Annotated in this window: 11 protein-coding genes; 6 read left to right on the top strand and 5 right to left on the bottom strand. The window is 54.1% G+C overall.

Going from position 1 to position 14,707, the window contains the following annotated elements:
• Window positions 1-66: 66 nt before the first annotated feature.
• From ABNH10_RS07795 to ABNH10_RS07805, 3 genes are all read left to right on the top strand, one after another.
• Window positions 67-1,287 carry a DUF445 domain-containing protein gene (locus ABNH10_RS07795; protein ID WP_349385401.1) on the top strand — a complete coding sequence of 407 codons (1,221 nt, stop codon included), beginning with the start codon at window positions 67-69 and terminating at the stop codon, window positions 1,285-1,287.
• On the top strand, window positions 1,288-1,608 hold the full coding sequence (locus ABNH10_RS07800) for a hypothetical protein (RefSeq protein ID WP_349385402.1): 321 nt from the start codon (window positions 1,288-1,290) through the stop codon (window positions 1,606-1,608). It abuts the gene before it with no gap.
• Window positions 1,609-1,799: 191 nt separating this feature from the next.
• Complete coding sequence (locus ABNH10_RS07805) at window positions 1,800-2,255, top strand: phasin family protein (protein WP_349385403.1); 456 nt, start codon at window positions 1,800-1,802, stop codon at window positions 2,253-2,255.
• Window positions 2,256-2,482: 227 nt separating this feature from the next.
• Here ABNH10_RS07805 and ABNH10_RS07810 read toward each other — a convergent pair whose 3' ends face one another.
• On the bottom strand, window positions 2,483-3,448 hold the full coding sequence (locus ABNH10_RS07810) for an NAD(P)H-quinone oxidoreductase (protein WP_349385404.1): 966 nt from the start codon (window positions 3,446-3,448) through the stop codon (window positions 2,483-2,485).
• A 170-nt stretch (window positions 3,449-3,618) separates the two neighbouring features.
• Here ABNH10_RS07810 and ABNH10_RS07815 point away from each other — a divergent pair, with 170 nt between their 5' ends.
• From ABNH10_RS07815 to ABNH10_RS07825, 3 genes are all read left to right on the top strand, one after another.
• Window positions 3,619-4,638: an MBL fold metallo-hydrolase gene (locus ABNH10_RS07815; RefSeq protein WP_349385405.1), complete on the top strand. Its 1,020-nt coding sequence runs from the start codon at window positions 3,619-3,621 to the stop codon at window positions 4,636-4,638.
• Window positions 4,639-4,823: 185 nt separating this feature from the next.
• Entirely contained in the window at window positions 4,824-6,032 is a 1,209-nt protein-coding gene (locus ABNH10_RS07820; protein ID WP_349385406.1) for a 3-oxoadipyl-CoA thiolase, read from the top strand.
• Complete coding sequence (locus ABNH10_RS07825; protein WP_349385407.1) at window positions 6,029-7,195, top strand: acyl-CoA dehydrogenase; 1,167 nt, start codon at window positions 6,029-6,031, stop codon at window positions 7,193-7,195. The genes ABNH10_RS07820 and ABNH10_RS07825 overlap by 4 nt, the downstream gene beginning before the upstream one ends.
• 1,103 nt (window positions 7,196-8,298) lie before the next feature.
• Here ABNH10_RS07825 and ABNH10_RS07830 read toward each other — a convergent pair.
• The 4 genes from ABNH10_RS07830 to ABNH10_RS07845 all read right to left on the bottom strand — a co-directional run bounded on the left by ABNH10_RS07830 (window position 8,299) and on the right by ABNH10_RS07845 (window position 14,555).
• A complete protein-coding gene (locus tag ABNH10_RS07830) occupies window positions 8,299-10,128 on the bottom strand; it encodes a long-chain-acyl-CoA synthetase (protein WP_349385408.1) in 1,830 nt (609 codons plus the stop codon).
• Window positions 10,129-10,344: 216 nt separating this feature from the next.
• Window positions 10,345-12,300 (bottom strand): acetyl-CoA carboxylase biotin carboxylase subunit, encoded by a 1,956-nt coding sequence (locus tag ABNH10_RS07835; RefSeq protein WP_349385409.1) that lies wholly within the window; start codon window positions 12,298-12,300, stop codon window positions 10,345-10,347.
• A 180-nt stretch (window positions 12,301-12,480) separates the two neighbouring features.
• On the bottom strand, window positions 12,481-13,287 hold the full coding sequence (locus tag ABNH10_RS07840) for an enoyl-CoA hydratase/isomerase family protein (protein ID WP_349385410.1): 807 nt from the start codon (window positions 13,285-13,287) through the stop codon (window positions 12,481-12,483).
• 110 nt (window positions 13,288-13,397) lie between these two features.
• Window positions 13,398-14,555 (bottom strand): acyl-CoA dehydrogenase family protein, encoded by a 1,158-nt coding sequence (locus tag ABNH10_RS07845; protein ID WP_349385411.1) that lies wholly within the window; start codon window positions 14,553-14,555, stop codon window positions 13,398-13,400.
• Window positions 14,556-14,707 lie beyond the last annotated feature (152 nt).

Here is a 14,707-nt window from a genome sequence, read left to right on the forward strand (position 1 = left end):
GGGACCTGTTCGCCTTGGCGCTGTCGAGTTACAGTGCACCAGCCCTTGAAGGGGAGTTGTTTTTCAATGCTGGAATCTTTGCTTGCGTACCCGGATTTCTGGAAGTACGTCAGTATTCCGTTCATCGCTGGAACCGTCGGTTGGACAACCAACTGGATGGCTGTGCAGATGACTTTCTATCCCCTGGAATTTCTGGGTATCCGTCCTTTTTTCGGCTGGCAGGGCATTATCCCCTCCAAGGTGGAAAAAATGGCCGGCATTGTGGTGGACAAGGCGCTATCCAAGCTGGGTAGCTTGGATGAATTCTTCCGCGAAATGGAACCGGAAAAAATCGCTGACCACCTCACTCGTACTATCCAGGTCCGTATCGAAGAGTACACCGACGAAGTGATGACAGAACGCAATGCCGTTCTGTGGGAAAACTTGCCTTTGCTGGTGCGCAAGCGGGTTTATAGTCGAGCTCGGCGCGCCATTCCTGCCGTCATGGATAATGTGGTCGACGATATCAGCCGTAATCTTGATAACCTGGTTGACATGAAACATATGGTTATCACCCAGATGAGCGAAGACAAGGAGCTCATGGTGCAGATGTTTCGTGAAGTGGGTGATCCCGAATTCCGCTTTGTTACCAACTCCGGTCTGTATTTCGGTTTTTTATTTGGCTTAATCCAGGTGCCTGTATTTATCTTTTTCCCAGAAAACTGGGTGCTGCCACTGTTCGGCTTCATTGTGGGTATTGCGACAAACTGGCTGGCCCTGAACCTGATTTTTCGCCCACTGAACCCGATCAAGGTCGGGCCATTCCGGATTCAGGGTTTATTCCTAAAGCGTCAGAAAGATGTGGCCGAGTCCTTTGCTCGCCTCTCCACGGCCAAAGTGATTACCTTGCACAACATTATGTACCAGGTGGTGAATGGGCCGCGGGGTGATCGCACCAAAGCGTTAATCAAACGTCATCTCAAGCCGCTGCTTAATGGTGGGGTGGTGCGAACCGCTGCCCAGCTTACGGTAGGGCCAGAGGGTTACGCTGACTTGAAAAAAGCGGTGGAAGAGAAGGCCGTGGATCTGGCAGTGGAGCCTTTTGAGGACCAGGGATTCAATAAAGAGCGGGGCCAGATTGTCGAGCGGCTGATGTCTGAGCGTATGCAGGCCTTGAGTTCCGATGAGTTTCAGGATTTGCTGCGACCGGCTTTTCAGGAAGACGAGTGGATTCTCATTGTGGTCGGCGGCTTTCTTGGCGCCATGGCTGGCCTTTTCCAGCTTGTGTTTATATTTGGGGTTAGTTGAATGCAGGTGCTGCAGATAGATATAGCCACCCTGGGGTGGTTGCTGTTTGCGGCAGCAGCGGGCTCTTCGCTGTTGACTCTAATTCTGCTGGGTCTCATCGGCCACTTTTGGTTAGGTCCACGGATTGAGCGCAAAGTGGATCGTCGGCTAGGTGAGGGTGCGGCACAGCTTGAAGACCGACTTCGTCGGCGTTTCATGGACATGCTAACGGGCGGGTCACGGGACATGCTTCGCGAAAGAGCCAAAAGCCTAGCACGTGGTGTTGGCTTGATCAACGGACGGCAGCAGGGCGTCATAGACAAGGACGATGTGGAGAAATAGCATTGCTGTCCTAATTCTGTGCACTTTTGGTGCTATAAAGCGGCACCTGAATTATTTTTGATTGATTGTCCTACAGTGCGTCGGTGTCAGGCGCTACTACCCCTCTATAATTCGCCCCGCGCGCTGATAATGCTTGTGTGTTGTTTTCCCGCTGCATTCGCTCGTGGAATTGCCTTCGGGAGTGTGGACTTATGTCCGACCAGGAACAGAACCTAAACGAAAAAGACGGGCGTCAAAACCCACTGAAAGCCCTGAGCGGGGCTTCAAAAGACATTCGTAAATACACCCACCAGATTTGGCTAGCCGGTTTGGGCGCCTTTGCTCGGGCTGAGGAAGAGGGGAGCGGTTTTTTTGATGCCTTGGTAGAAGCCGGCCGGGAAGTGGAGCGGCACACCAAGGATAAAACCGAATCCCGGGTGGAAGAGATTAAAGAGCGGGTTCGCCACCATACCGGCGAGACCATGGAAAAAATGGAAAAAGCCTTTGATGACCGATTTAACAAGGCTTTATCCCGTTTAGGCCTGCCCAACAAGCGGGAGGTCGAACAGCTTGAAAAACGGGTACAGGAATTGACTCAGGCACTGGATCACGCTGAAGAGCAACCTGAAAAGCCTGCTTCGAAACGCCAGACTCGGAAAAAGAGTTAGTCATTCCAAGCCCTTGTTGTAGCTCACACCGCTAACCCCTTAGTGGTGTCTTTTGACGGGTACCCGCCTTGGGTACCCGTTTTTTTTGTTTGGAGAAAACGTGTTGGTCCCGGTGTCTCAAGGGATAGCACTGAACGTTTTGGTCATTGAGGGCGATGCTGAAAACATGAAATAGTATTCTAAATACTGCTTCCTTGCGGATGGCAATGCACCCTCTGGCTCTTCTACTATTCGACAACAATGACTCGTTTGCCGCTGAAGTTGTTGCTGGCCATGTGCTGATGAGCCTTGATGGCGTTTTCGAAGGAAAATGTCTCCAGTGGCAGCGGTCGCAATCGGCCATTGGCAAACAATGGGGCCAACCGGTCATTGAAAATCTGCGCCAAACGAATGCGGCTTTCCAGTGGCTGGCTGCGCATGGTCATGCTTTTCAGGGTCTGGCGTTTCATCAGCAATGCGCCCAAGTTCAGCTCTGTGCTCAAGCCGCCCAGTACACCGATATTCACCAAGGTGCCTTCTGCGCGCAGGCCGCCGAGCAAATCGTTCCAATCCGGGCCGACCATATCCAGAATCACAGCAACGCCTTCCTCGCCAGTGATGGCGTTGAGCTGCGCGGTGAGGGTGCCGTCTTCGCGGACCTGGGCCACAAGACCCAGATCGTTGGCGGCGGCAAGCTTGCTTGGCTCGCGGCTAGTACCGATGGGGCGGGCGCCAAGCGTGATGGCCAGCTGTGTAGCCGCGAGGCCGACGCCAGCCGTGGCCGGGCGTATAAGACACCACTGGCCCGGCTGCAAGCCGCCTTCCAGAAACAATGCCCTGTAGGCGGTAAGAAAGGCTTCGGGCAAAGTGGCAGCGTGAACAAAAGTAATGCCTTGTGGAATCGTCAGTGTTTCGCGTTCATGGCTAATCACTTGCTCCGCATAGGCGCAGCCCGGTACCAGCCCCATTACTGCATCGCCCACTTTTCGTTGTTGAACTCGCTTGCCAACAGCACTGACGACACCCGCATATTCCAGGCCAGGGATACGGCTGCTGGTTCCGGGTGGAGCCGGGTAACGGCCTTGAATCTGCAGCAAATCTGCCCGATTCACCCCGATGGCTTTGACTTGTACCCGGATTTCCTCCGGTCCGGGCTGCGGGTCTTCAAGGGTGTGCAATTGCAATTGCTTATCTTCAATACACCAAGCGCGCATGATTGTTCTCCTGTCAATGATGGGGCTTATCGCCTAAGCCACAGAGGGCACAAAGAAAACGGTTTGCCGATAGACTTGTAGTTATGTTTACAGGCAAGTGACGCGGCAAAAGGTTGGTTTTCTCTGTTTCCTAATGATCGACTCCTGTGCGCAAAAACAAAAGGTTCCTTATGTCACTAGATTATCCCTTTACTGAGTTGCCGCTGGCGGGCCAACGTTTCAAGGTTGTCGAAGGTGTTTTCTGGCTGCGCTTTCCGTTGCCGTTCGCTCTTGACCATATCAATCTTTGGTTGCTTGAAGACACCCATGGCTGGGTCATCTTGGATACCGGTCTTGGAGTGCGGCGCAGCCGCGAAATTTGGCAGCAGTTGCTGGCTGAACAGCTCGACGGCAAACCGGTAACTCGAGTTATTGTCACCCATTACCACCCTGACCATCTTGGCATGGCCGGTTGGCTTGAGCAGCATTGCGGCGTGCCGGTGACCATGAGTCGTGGTGAGTGGCAGCTGGCTGACAGTATTTGTACTGCCACTGATGCCCAGACTATTGAGCGTTTCAAGGCGTTTCTTTCCAGCCATGGGCTATTGGGTGACGACCTGAACAAAGTGGCGGGTAAAGGTAATGGCTTTCGTCGAGTGGTCATGCCGCTGCCTACCTCCCCGGACTTTATCGGCGAGGGCGATTCGCTGCTTATTAAGGGTGAGCCTTGGCAGGTGTATATTGGTCGTGGCCATTCGCCGGAGCATCTGTGCCTGTATCGCGAGACAGACCACGTGTTGCTCAGTGGCGACCAGGTGCTACCTACTATTTCCAGTAACTTAATGGTGCGTCCCACAGAGCCGGAAGCTAATCCGGTGAGGGCATTTGTCGATAGCCTGACAGTAATTCGCGATGCGCTTCCTAAAGACACCCTAGTGTTGCCCGCTCATGGTCTGCCATTCCGTGGTTTGCATGCGCGCATCAATACACTGGTCGATCATCACGCGCAGCAATTGGAACAGGTGCAGGCTGCCTGTCAGCAGCAACCCCATAATGCCCACGATATGCTGCCGGTAATGTTTAAACGTGAACTGGATGTGCAGCAAATGATGTTTGCAATGGGCGAGAGCATTGCGCATCTCAATTGCTTGCTGGAGCAAGGCAGAGTGCAGCGCGAAGAGCGTAACGGTATTTGGTATTTCGCGGCCTGATCAGGCGGCGCAGCTTCAAGGTGCAAGCGATAAATACAAAGTGCGGGCAAGTCAGAAATAAAGTGACAAGTGGTGTCGCGTTGCTGCTTTGATTGAAACACGAAGATATGTACTGGTCAGGTCGCTATGCCGTTTTCCGCGCCTCGTGGTTTGCCGCTTGAGCGTGTAACTGTTGGGAAGATGTAATGCTTGATGCCTATATCTATGATGGTCTGCGTACTCCTTTTGGCCGCCACGGCGGCGTTCTGGCATCGGTACGCCCGGATGACCTCTTGGCCGAAGTGATTCGCGAACTGGTACAGCGAAATGGCTTTGAGGCTTCTCTGTATGAAGATGTTGTTATTGGTAACACTAATCAGGCCGGGGAAGATGCCCGTAATGTGGCCCGTCATGCCGGGTTGTTGGCTGGGTTGCCGCAGTCCGTGGCGGGGATCACCGTGAATCGGTTATGTGGCAGCGGCCTCGCCGCAACATTGGATGCGGCACGTATGGTGACGGTGGGCGAAGGGGAGTTGATCATCGCCGGTGGTACGGAATCCATGAGCCGGGCCCCTTATGTAATGGCCAAAGCAGAGAAAGCGTTTAGCCGGGAGATGACAGTTTTCGATAGCACTATCGGCGCCCGTTTCCCTAACCCGAAAGTGCTCAAGCAGTTTGGTGCCGATACTATGCCGCAGACGGCACAGAATGTAGCGCACGACCTGGGCATCAGCCGTGAAGATGCGGATGCTTTTGCTACACGGTCTCAACAACGCTATGAGGTCGCCCGTGAGCAAGGGTTTTATCAGCAGGAAGTGTTACCGGTTACGGTGCCCCAGGGGGGCAAGGCGACACCACTGCGTGTGGCTGACGACGAACATCCCCGCCCCGGAACCTGCGTTGATACGTTGCGACAACTGCCTGCTATTGTCGATGGCGGCATTATTACTGCGGGTAATGCGTCTGGGATAAATGACGGGGCGGCGGCAGTGATTGTGGGTTCGCGTAGGGCTGGTGTGGCGGCGGGCATTGCTCCCCGTGCTCGAGTTCTCTCTGGTGCGGTTGCCGGAGTGGCGCCTCGCGTTATGGGCCTGGGGCCGGTGCACGCATGCAACAAGGCATTGGCCCGGGCGGGCCTGGCGTTAGCTCAGATGGATGTGATTGAAATTAACGAGGCGTTTGCCGCCCAGGTGTTGGGCTGCTGTAAGCAGTTGGGCCTGGCTGGGGAGGATGAACGCCTGAACCCAAATGGTGGCGCCATAGCTGTCGGCCATCCGTTAGGTGCGTCCGGCGCGCGTTTGGTCTTGACGGCCATGCGGCAGTTGGAGCGAACCCGCGGTCGTTATGCACTTCTTAGCTTGTGCATTGGCGTAGGCCAGGGCGTTGCCATGGTGCTGGAGAGAGTAGATTCATGAGTGGTTTTGTATGGAATGATGCGCTATTGCTGGAAACTCAGCTCAGCGACGATGAGCGGATGATCCGTGATGCGGCGCAGGATTACTGCCAAAGCAAACTGATGACCAGGGTGCTTGAGGCGAACCGGCACGAGATTTTTCATCGCGAGATCATGACAGAAATGGGGGCACAGGGGTTTCTTGGATCCACCATTCCTGAGCAATATGGTGGCGCAGGAGTGAACCACGTTAGCTACGGCTTGCTGGCTCGGGAAGTAGAGCGGGTGGATTCCGGGTATCGCTCCGCCATGAGTGTGCAGTCCTCCCTGGTGATGTTTCCCATTTATACCTTTGGCAGTGAAGCGGTGCGCAACAAGTACCTGCCAAAGCTGGCCAGTGGCGAATGGGTGGGCTGTTTTGGTCTTACCGAGCCCGACCACGGCTCTGATCCGGGTTCCATGAGCACTCGCGCTAAAAAAGTGGATGGTGGTTACCTGTTAAATGGTTCCAAAACGTGGATTACTAATTCGCCAATAGCCGATGTGGCGGTGGTGTGGGCGAACCTAGACGGTAAGATCAACGGCTTCGTGGTAGAGCGGGGCTTTGAGGGGTTTAGCACCCCTAAGATTGAAGGCAAGTTCTCTCTACGGGCATCGATCACCGGGCAGATCATGCTGGATGACTGCTTTGTACCGGAACAAAATCGGTTGGACGTGGAGGGTTTGAAGGGGCCCTTCAGTTGTCTGAACAAGGCGCGCTATGGGATCAGCTGGGGTGCCATGGGTGCCGCGGAATTCTGTTGGCAGGCGGCTCGTCAGTACACTTTGGACCGCAAACAATTTGGTCGCCCGCTGGCGGCTACCCAGCTGATTCAGAAAAAACTGGCGGACATGCAGACTGAGATTACCTTAGGCCTGCAAGGTGCGCTGCAGTTAGGCCGCTTGATCGATGCGGAAAACTGGGCGCCGGAAATGGTCTCGTTGATGAAGCGCAATAACTGTGGCAAGGCCATTGATATTGCTCGTCAGGCCCGAGATATGCATGGCGGCAATGGCATTAGTGACGAGTATCATGTGATTCGTCACGTAATGAATCTGGAAGCAGTCAATACTTATGAAGGTACCCACGATGTCCATGCCCTGATCTTGGGCCGGGCGCAGACCGGGCTGCAAGCATTCGGCTGATTAACACCTAGCGTACAGCCCTGGTTGTTCTGGTGTTTTGTCAGAATAGCTGGGGGGGTTCCCTGCCTTGGTTTTTCTCCTGTGTCACTCCCTTGGTGTTATATGCGCGTCTGTACCAGGGTGTCACTCTTGGTAACGCGGTAATGCCCCAGTGTTGTACACAGATTTGTTGTCAATGCTCTTTTTCTGAATAAAAAAATGACAATCTTGTTAAATGCTCTTGGTAAATAGTGTAACTGTTTGATTTTGTTTAACAAAAAGGATAGGTTAAAAAATAGCCATGTCGTCCCGGTGCAGGATTTATGGGTGATTATGCTCCCTTTTCTACTGTCTATGCACAGGCTTATCCACAGGATCTGTGGACAAGATTATAGTGGTATTTGCTGCTGTAATTTCTGGATTCAAAAGCCGCCATATTATGGCGGCTTTGTGCTCTCTCTGGCGCTTTTACACAAGCTGATCGTAATAAAGCATTTACTCATTAGGTTAAAGATGAGTTGCCTACAGGGTAAAAAAAGAACAATAAGCCACTGAAAAATCAGTAGTTTATGATTCGTTTAAAAATGAACCATTTTGCGCTAAGCGCCTAATCACGGGCGATGTAGATACTTTTGGTCAGGTTGTTCACATATTTATCCACAGCTTTTGTGGAGTAATCCTCCAACAAAGAAAAACGGCAATAGGCTTGACCTTTTTCAAGGTATTCAGATCCACGTATCCTTGGTGAAAAACCACACAAGTCGCTGTATCCACCGTCAACACTGGCTTTCGAAGCGTTATCCGAGGCTCGTTAACAGTGTTATCCACAGATGCCGTGGATAGAAAAGGTCATGTGGGTAACGCGTTTGGATAAATGAAGGGAGTAAAGGAAACTAAGGCGGGTGTGGCACGGTGGCATAAATCGCAGGTATGGTCTTGTAGCGATGGAGAGCCTCTGTGGATTTGCGTTACAAATCCCCGTTATGTCTGGCCGATGTTGGCGGTGTCGAGAGCAATGTCTAATGCGGCATTGTGCTAATGGGTTAAGCCACCTAGCGTTGCAATGGAGCACAAAAAAGGCGCCTTTCGGCGCCTTTTTTGCTTTCCTAGACCATCTGGATCGATTAGAAGCGGTACTTGCCACCGTCGATGCCGTCCTGCGTGGCCTCGTCCAGTTGCTGGTAGCAGCTCTCTCCAGGCAGCAGGGCATAAACCGCATTGTTCTGCTGCTTCAGGTCGTACTTCTGTTCCTTGAGTTTGTTTTTCTGGTGCTTGAAGGTGCCAGTGGTTTCCATGGCTTCTTCATTGATGCGCAGGAACACGGGGATAGCATAAGCGGGTAATTCGCGTTTGAGATACTCACACAGGCCTTTGAAGTCAAAGTCTTTGTGGTTACTGGTCAGGCGAATCTGGGCCATGCCCGCACGGCCATTGGTGTTAGGAATTTCCACACCGTAGACCACGGATTCCTGGATACCATCGTAGCCATCGAGAATCTGTTCCACTTCGGTGGTGGATACGTTCTCGCCTTTCCAGCGGAAGGTGTCCCCCAGCCTATCCACGAACTGAGCGTGGCGGAAGCCGATGTCGCGCATCATATCGCCGGTGTTGAACCACGCATCACCCTTAGCGAACACATCCCGATAGATAGACTTCTCAGTTTTTTCTGGGTCGGTGTAGCCATCGAAAGGAGTCTTCTCGGTGATTTCACCGAGCATTAGACCCGCTTCGCCTTTGCCGACTTTAGTCATGTGCCCTTTGCTATCGCGCACTGGTTCGTCACGTTCTTTGTCGTATTTGACGATGGCGTAGCTCACTGGGGAGAAACCAACGGTGTTGTCAAAGTTGAATATGTTGGTGAACGCTACGTTGCCCTCAGATGACGCATACAACTCTGCCACCCGCTCAATGCCGAAACGATCCTTGAAGTCTTTCCAGATGCTCGGACGCAGACCATTACCTACAATGGTGTGGATCTTGTTGTCTTTGTCGGTGGGTTGTTCTGGCTGTTCGTGCAGATAGCGGCACAGCTCACCCACGTAACCGAAAGCGGTACAGTTGTGGCGTCGAATATCGTCCCAGAAACCGCTGGCGGAGAATTTACGTGCAAGGACAACGGCGCCAGCCGGAGCGATGACCGAGGACCAGCAGATCACCATACCGGTGGCATGATAAAACGGCAGGGTGGTGTAGATACGATCATTTTTGGTCAGGTGCAAGGCAGAGAAACCGAAGGCACCATAGGCTTTTTGCCAACGGCCGTGGTTGAAGACAACCGCTTTGGGTAGGCCGGTAGTGCCGGAGGTGTAGATGTAGAACAACGGGTCACGCAAGAAGGTTTGCTTAGTGGACGCGGGGTTCTCGCTGGAACAATCACGGCTTTCGCTGGCCAGATTCTTGTAGCCGCTCGGTACGTCACCGGGGTTATCCAAGGTGTTCTGGTCTGCGAAGCAGAAGAAGTTGTCTTTGAGGTCCAGATCACCGCGAACTTCTTCCACGGCATCAACCAGTTCTTCACCAATAATGGCAGCTTTGGGCTTCACCAAGTTGAAACTATGGATCAGCACTTTACCCCGTTGGGAAGTATTGATAAGGGCTGCACAGACCCCCAGTTTAGCGCAGGCGACAACGGTGGCAAGCAGCTCGGGGCGATTTTCTATATTGACCGCAATGGTATCGCCTTTTTTCAGGCCGATAGAGGCCAAGTAGTCTGCCAGCCGGTTAGCCCAGGCGTTAAACTGCTTATAGGTAAGTTCTGTGTCTTCGTAGATCACGGCAGCACCATTGGGGTTCATGCTGGTGGCGCGCTCAATGGCAACGCCCAGCCCCAATGGTTTGCTGGTATCGGTGATTTTCGTCAGCTTTGAGCCCTTGATCAGGCCGGGAAGATGAGTGATCACCTCTGGGATCTTGGACAGAAGCTTGGGCAACGTGATGATGTCGGCGTTGCTCATAGGATCTCCATTGTCTGTTCTTGGAAGGCCCCGAAAAGCCGGGAACCCAGTGTTGGCAAGCGGGCGCTTACCTTAACCGCAGCATTAGGGCAGGGCAAGCGCCCTGCATGCTGGTAATGCTCGGGTAATGAGTTGGGTGTTATGGCACAACTTACCCCAGTGTAAATTATTGGATCACGATGCAGTGTCCTTTTCCGTCGGCAAATTGTTACTAAACTAACTGACATTTGGCGTGACCGTGACCAACAACTGCTGGCGTTTTACTTGATTGCCGACGCTCAGATCCAGTGTTTCGATAGTGCCGTCACAGTCTGCCTTTAGGCTGTGTTCCATTTTCATCGCTTCCATGACCACTAGCACCTGGCCTTTGCTCACGGTATCGCCGGGGTTGACGCTAATGTCGATAATGGCGCCATCCATGGGTGCACGGATCAGGCCCGAGCCCGCCTGTTCGCTACTATCGGCGGCGGTATGGGTATCATCACTGAAACAGGCCGTGCGGCCCTGACTTTGCAGCCAATATTGATTGCCATTTTGGAGCACGCTGGCGGTCACTTCTACGCCGTTCACGGCTACCCGATCACCCGTTAGCGGTGTCAGGGTAAGAATGTCAGGCTCAGAGCTAAACGTAACGTGGAGTTGTTCGCCCTGATAGCGGATATAAAGTGTTTGCTTGTGCTCTCCGCTGCGAAGTACGACGGGTTGAGCGCCCAGCGTACTGGAGTGCCAACCGCGCAAGTCGTCACTGGGTGTTTCGCTGCGGCAATGATGCAGTGCGGCCAGTGCCCATAGGGTTTTGTCGGGGGCGCTCCCGGCCAGGCTGCTATCGTCGGCAAAGTCGTCGCCAATGAATGCGGTGGTGGCATCGCCACGGGCAAAAACGGGATGAGCAAGGATGGCCGCCAGGAATTCGCGGTTATCGTTTACGCCCATCAAGGTGGTGTCTTGCACGGCACGAATAAGACGGCGGCGGGCGTCTTCGCGGCTGTCACCCACGGCAATAATCTTGGCCAACATAGGGTCATAATGGCTGCCAATTTCGGTGCCTTCCATTAGACCGTGGTCAACACGAATACCGTCACCGCTGGCGGGCTGCCAGCGTAGAATCGGCCCCGTTTGTGGCATGTAATTTTGCGCTGGATCTTCGGCGTAGAGGCGGACTTCCATTGCATGCCCGGTCAGTTGTACCTGATCTTGAGTCAGCGGCAGGGCCTCGCCTCGGGCGACCTTGATCTGCCACGCTACAAGATCCAGCCCAGTGACCAGTTCGGTGACCGGGTGTTCTACCTGCAGGCGGGTATTCATTTCCAAGAAGAAAAAATCTCCTTGCGGAGCAAGCAGAAACTCCACCGTGCCGGCACCAACATACTGGCAAGCTTTGGCGGCCTGAACCGCGGCCTCGCCCATACGCTGACGCAGGGATTCGTCTACCGCAGGGGAGGGGGCTTCTTCTACCACTTTCTGGTGGCGACGTTGCACGGAGCAATCGCGCTCCCCTAGGTGGATTACGTTGCCATGACGATCACCGAATACCTGTATTTCCACATGTCGAGGCTGCAACACCGCCCGCTCCAGAATAAGTTCGTCACTGCCGAAGGCGCTTTTGGCTTCTTGGCGGGCACTTTTCAGTTGTGCGCCGATGTCGCTCGCATCGGTGACCACGCGCATGCCGCGGCCACCGCCCCCGGCACTGGCTTTGATCATGAGGGGCAGGCCGATGCGCTCTGCCTCCTGCTGCAGTCTTTCGTCACTTTGTTCTTCACCCTGATAGCCGGGAATACAGGGGACCCCGGCTTCCTGCATGGCAATCTTGGAGAGTCGTTTGGAACCCATTAATTGAATGGCCGCTTCATCGGGCCCGATAAAGGTAATGCCTGCGTCCTTGCAGGCTTTGGAAAAGGCGGCGTTTTCAGAGAGGAAGCCGTAACCGGGATGTACTGCATCGGCCCCTGTTTGCTTACAGGCAGCCAATAAGGCATCCATATTCAGATAGGAGCTGCTAGCCAAGGCTGGGCCAATACAAACGGCTTCGTCGGCCAAGGCCGTGTGTCGGGCGCCTGCATCCGCTTCAGAATAGACTGCCACGGTGCGATACCCGAGCGATTGGGCGGTGGCTATCACCCGGCAAGCAATCTCGCCGCGGTTGGCAATCAGGATTTTTTCAAAGCTCATGGGAGTTCCTTACCGGTATTGGGGCTTGGTGGTTATGATGCTTTCCACCACAGCGTTCACAGAGAAACACAACCTGATCCCGTTGCGGCCAAGATGGACTCGCTCAGGGAATGTCATAGCCTTGTTATCTGCCGACGGCTCGCTATGAACACGTTGTGCCTCCTGTGGTAAATCAAATGTTTACTGATTCCAGGTTGCTGGGCGTTTCTGTACGAACGCCATGGTGCCTTCCTGGCCTTCTTCACTGTTGACGGCAGCGGCAAAGTCGATGGCGGCCTGGTCTAGCAGGGTGTTCATAGGAATATGGCCCACGTTCAGGACCAGTTCCTTGGTCACCCTATTGGCGTGTGGCGCGCAGCGGCGAACGGCCGTGAGGGCGTTCTCCAGTGCTGCAGTCAACGCCTCGCTGTCGGCTGCCACTTCATGGACGATGCCGAGCCGCAGTGCTTCGTCGCCTTTGAAACGCACTCCAGTCAACGCCAAACGGCGCGCTTGGGTCAGGCCTATACGTTCCACCACAAAGGGAGCAATCTGGGCAGGGATTACCCCCAATCCGGTCTCAGGCAGGCCAAAGGTGGCGTTCGCACTGGCAAGGGCAACGTCTGAAATGCACGCTAAGCCGAAGCCGCCACCCAGTACGGCGCCTTCGAGCACAGTGATCACTACTTGCGGTTGACGATTGGCCAGGGTAATCATTTCACCGAAGCGGCGGTTTAATGTCTGAAAAGCGTTGTTGTCACCGCTGGCGGCTTGCTGGCGCGCGCCCGCCATATCCTTGATATCACCGCCGGCACAGAAGTGGCCGCCAGTGCCGCGCAGAACAATGGCGCGTATGTTGGTGTCGTTGGCCACGCTCTCAAACACCGTCATGAGTTCATTCACCATGGTCAGGCTCATGGCGTTACGGCTGTCGGGACGGTTCAGCGTGATATGCAGAACCGGGCCGTCCTGGTTTGTTAGCAAGGTTTCAGTGCTGGGTAGGCTCATGCTTGACCTCGTTTATTTGTAGAAGCGTGCCAAGCGCCGGGATAGCCCGATACGTTTGCAATCGCGCCGCTAGGCGACGCTCCTACGGATAGAGTGGTGCTGTCCGGCCGTTACTTCTTCTTGCCGGGCAGGATATCCATGGTCTTGCAGATAATGCCGAGCATGATTTCGTCGGCGCCGCCGCCGATGGAGCCCAAGCGGCCATCACGGAAAAGCTGGCCTGCGGGGTTTTCCCACATGAAGCCATTACCGCCCCAATACTGGAGGCAGCTGTCGGCCACTTCACGGCTTAGGCGGCCCACTTTCAGTTTTGCCATGGAAGCAAGTTGCAATACATCTTTGCCGTTCACATACATTTCGCAGGCGCGATAGGTAAGGGCACGCAGAGATTCGACCTCGCTTTGCAGTTCGGCAAGGCGGAAATGCACGCTCTGGTTATCAATCAGCGGCATGCCGAAAATCTTGCGATCTTTGGCGTAGGCGATGGTTTCATCGATCACATGTTCCAAGCCCTTAAGGCTGTTGGCCGCAGCAAACAAGCGCTCTTCTTGGAACTGCATCATCTGCATCATGAAGCCCATGCCTTCCTGGCCAATCAGGTTTCGTTGGGGCACGCGCACGTTATCGAAAAATACCTGGGCCGTTTCCGAGCAACGCATGCCCAGCTTGTTCAGCGGTTTGTCCACGGTGATGCCGCCTGCGTCTTTTGGCACCACGATCAAAGACTTGTTGACGTGGGGTTTGCCGTCGGAGGTATTGGCGAGCAGGCAAAAGAAATCTGCGCTGGGAGAATTGGTGATCCACATCTTGGTGCCGTTGATTACATAGTCGTCACCGTCTTTAACCGCATTGGTTTTTACCGCGGCCACATCGGAACCAGCGTGGGGCTCGGAGACGGCAATGGATGCCACCATGTCGCCGGCGATGGCGGGTGCCAGATAGTCACGACGTAGCTCATCGGAACCAAAGCGGGCGATGGCAGGGGTAGCCATGTCGGTTTGCACGCCCACTGCAAGCGGGACACCGCCGCAATGAACGCGACCCATTTCTTCGCTCATTACCATGCCGTAGGAGTAGTCCAGCCCCATGCCGCCAAATTCTTCCGGTTTGGTCACCCCGAGTAACCCCAGGTCGCCCATTTTTTTGAAGACTTCATGAATGGGGAAACGGCCCGCGTCTTCCCACTCGCGAATATGGGGGTTGAGTTCTTTGTCGACAAAATTGCGGACGGTACGGCGAAGTTCTTCGTGCTCTTGAGTGAATTGCATGGGAAGCTCCCTGTTGTGTTCGTTATGTTTATCGTTTGAATTTAACGTTCAACGTTGAAACGCCAATGTGCCATGTCGATTGGCTCCTTAACTGGAGCCGCGCCGCACACTTTGTGTGCGGAAAAGGTGGGCCTCTGCATTCCTGTAGCCCC

The organism is Alcanivorax sp., assembly GCF_040119285.1.
Classification (GTDB): domain Bacteria; phylum Pseudomonadota; class Gammaproteobacteria; order Pseudomonadales; family Alcanivoracaceae; genus Alcanivorax.

Bases quoted from the DNA above. Each gene is read 5' to 3' on its own strand.
- ABNH10_RS07795 (WP_349385401.1), top strand. From the start codon at position 67: ATGCTGGAATCTTTGCTTGCGTACCCGGATTTCTGGAAGTACGTCAGT.
- ABNH10_RS07800 (WP_349385402.1), top strand. From the start codon at position 1,288: ATGCAGGTGCTGCAGATAGATATAGCCACCCTGGGGTGGTTGCTGTTT.
- ABNH10_RS07805 (WP_349385403.1), top strand. From the start codon at position 1,800: ATGTCCGACCAGGAACAGAACCTAAACGAAAAAGACGGGCGTCAAAAC.
- ABNH10_RS07810 (WP_349385404.1), bottom strand. From the start codon at position 3,448: ATGCGCGCTTGGTGTATTGAAGATAAGCAATTGCAATTGCACACCCTT.
- ABNH10_RS07815 (WP_349385405.1), top strand. From the start codon at position 3,619: ATGTCACTAGATTATCCCTTTACTGAGTTGCCGCTGGCGGGCCAACGT.
- ABNH10_RS07820 (WP_349385406.1), top strand. From the start codon at position 4,824: ATGCTTGATGCCTATATCTATGATGGTCTGCGTACTCCTTTTGGCCGC.
- ABNH10_RS07825 (WP_349385407.1), top strand. From the start codon at position 6,029: ATGAGTGGTTTTGTATGGAATGATGCGCTATTGCTGGAAACTCAGCTC.
- ABNH10_RS07830 (WP_349385408.1), bottom strand. From the start codon at position 10,128: ATGAGCAACGCCGACATCATCACGTTGCCCAAGCTTCTGTCCAAGATC.
- ABNH10_RS07835 (WP_349385409.1), bottom strand. From the start codon at position 12,300: ATGAGCTTTGAAAAAATCCTGATTGCCAACCGCGGCGAGATTGCTTGC.
- ABNH10_RS07840 (WP_349385410.1), bottom strand. From the start codon at position 13,287: ATGAGCCTACCCAGCACTGAAACCTTGCTAACAAACCAGGACGGCCCG.
- ABNH10_RS07845 (WP_349385411.1), bottom strand. From the start codon at position 14,555: ATGCAATTCACTCAAGAGCACGAAGAACTTCGCCGTACCGTCCGCAAT.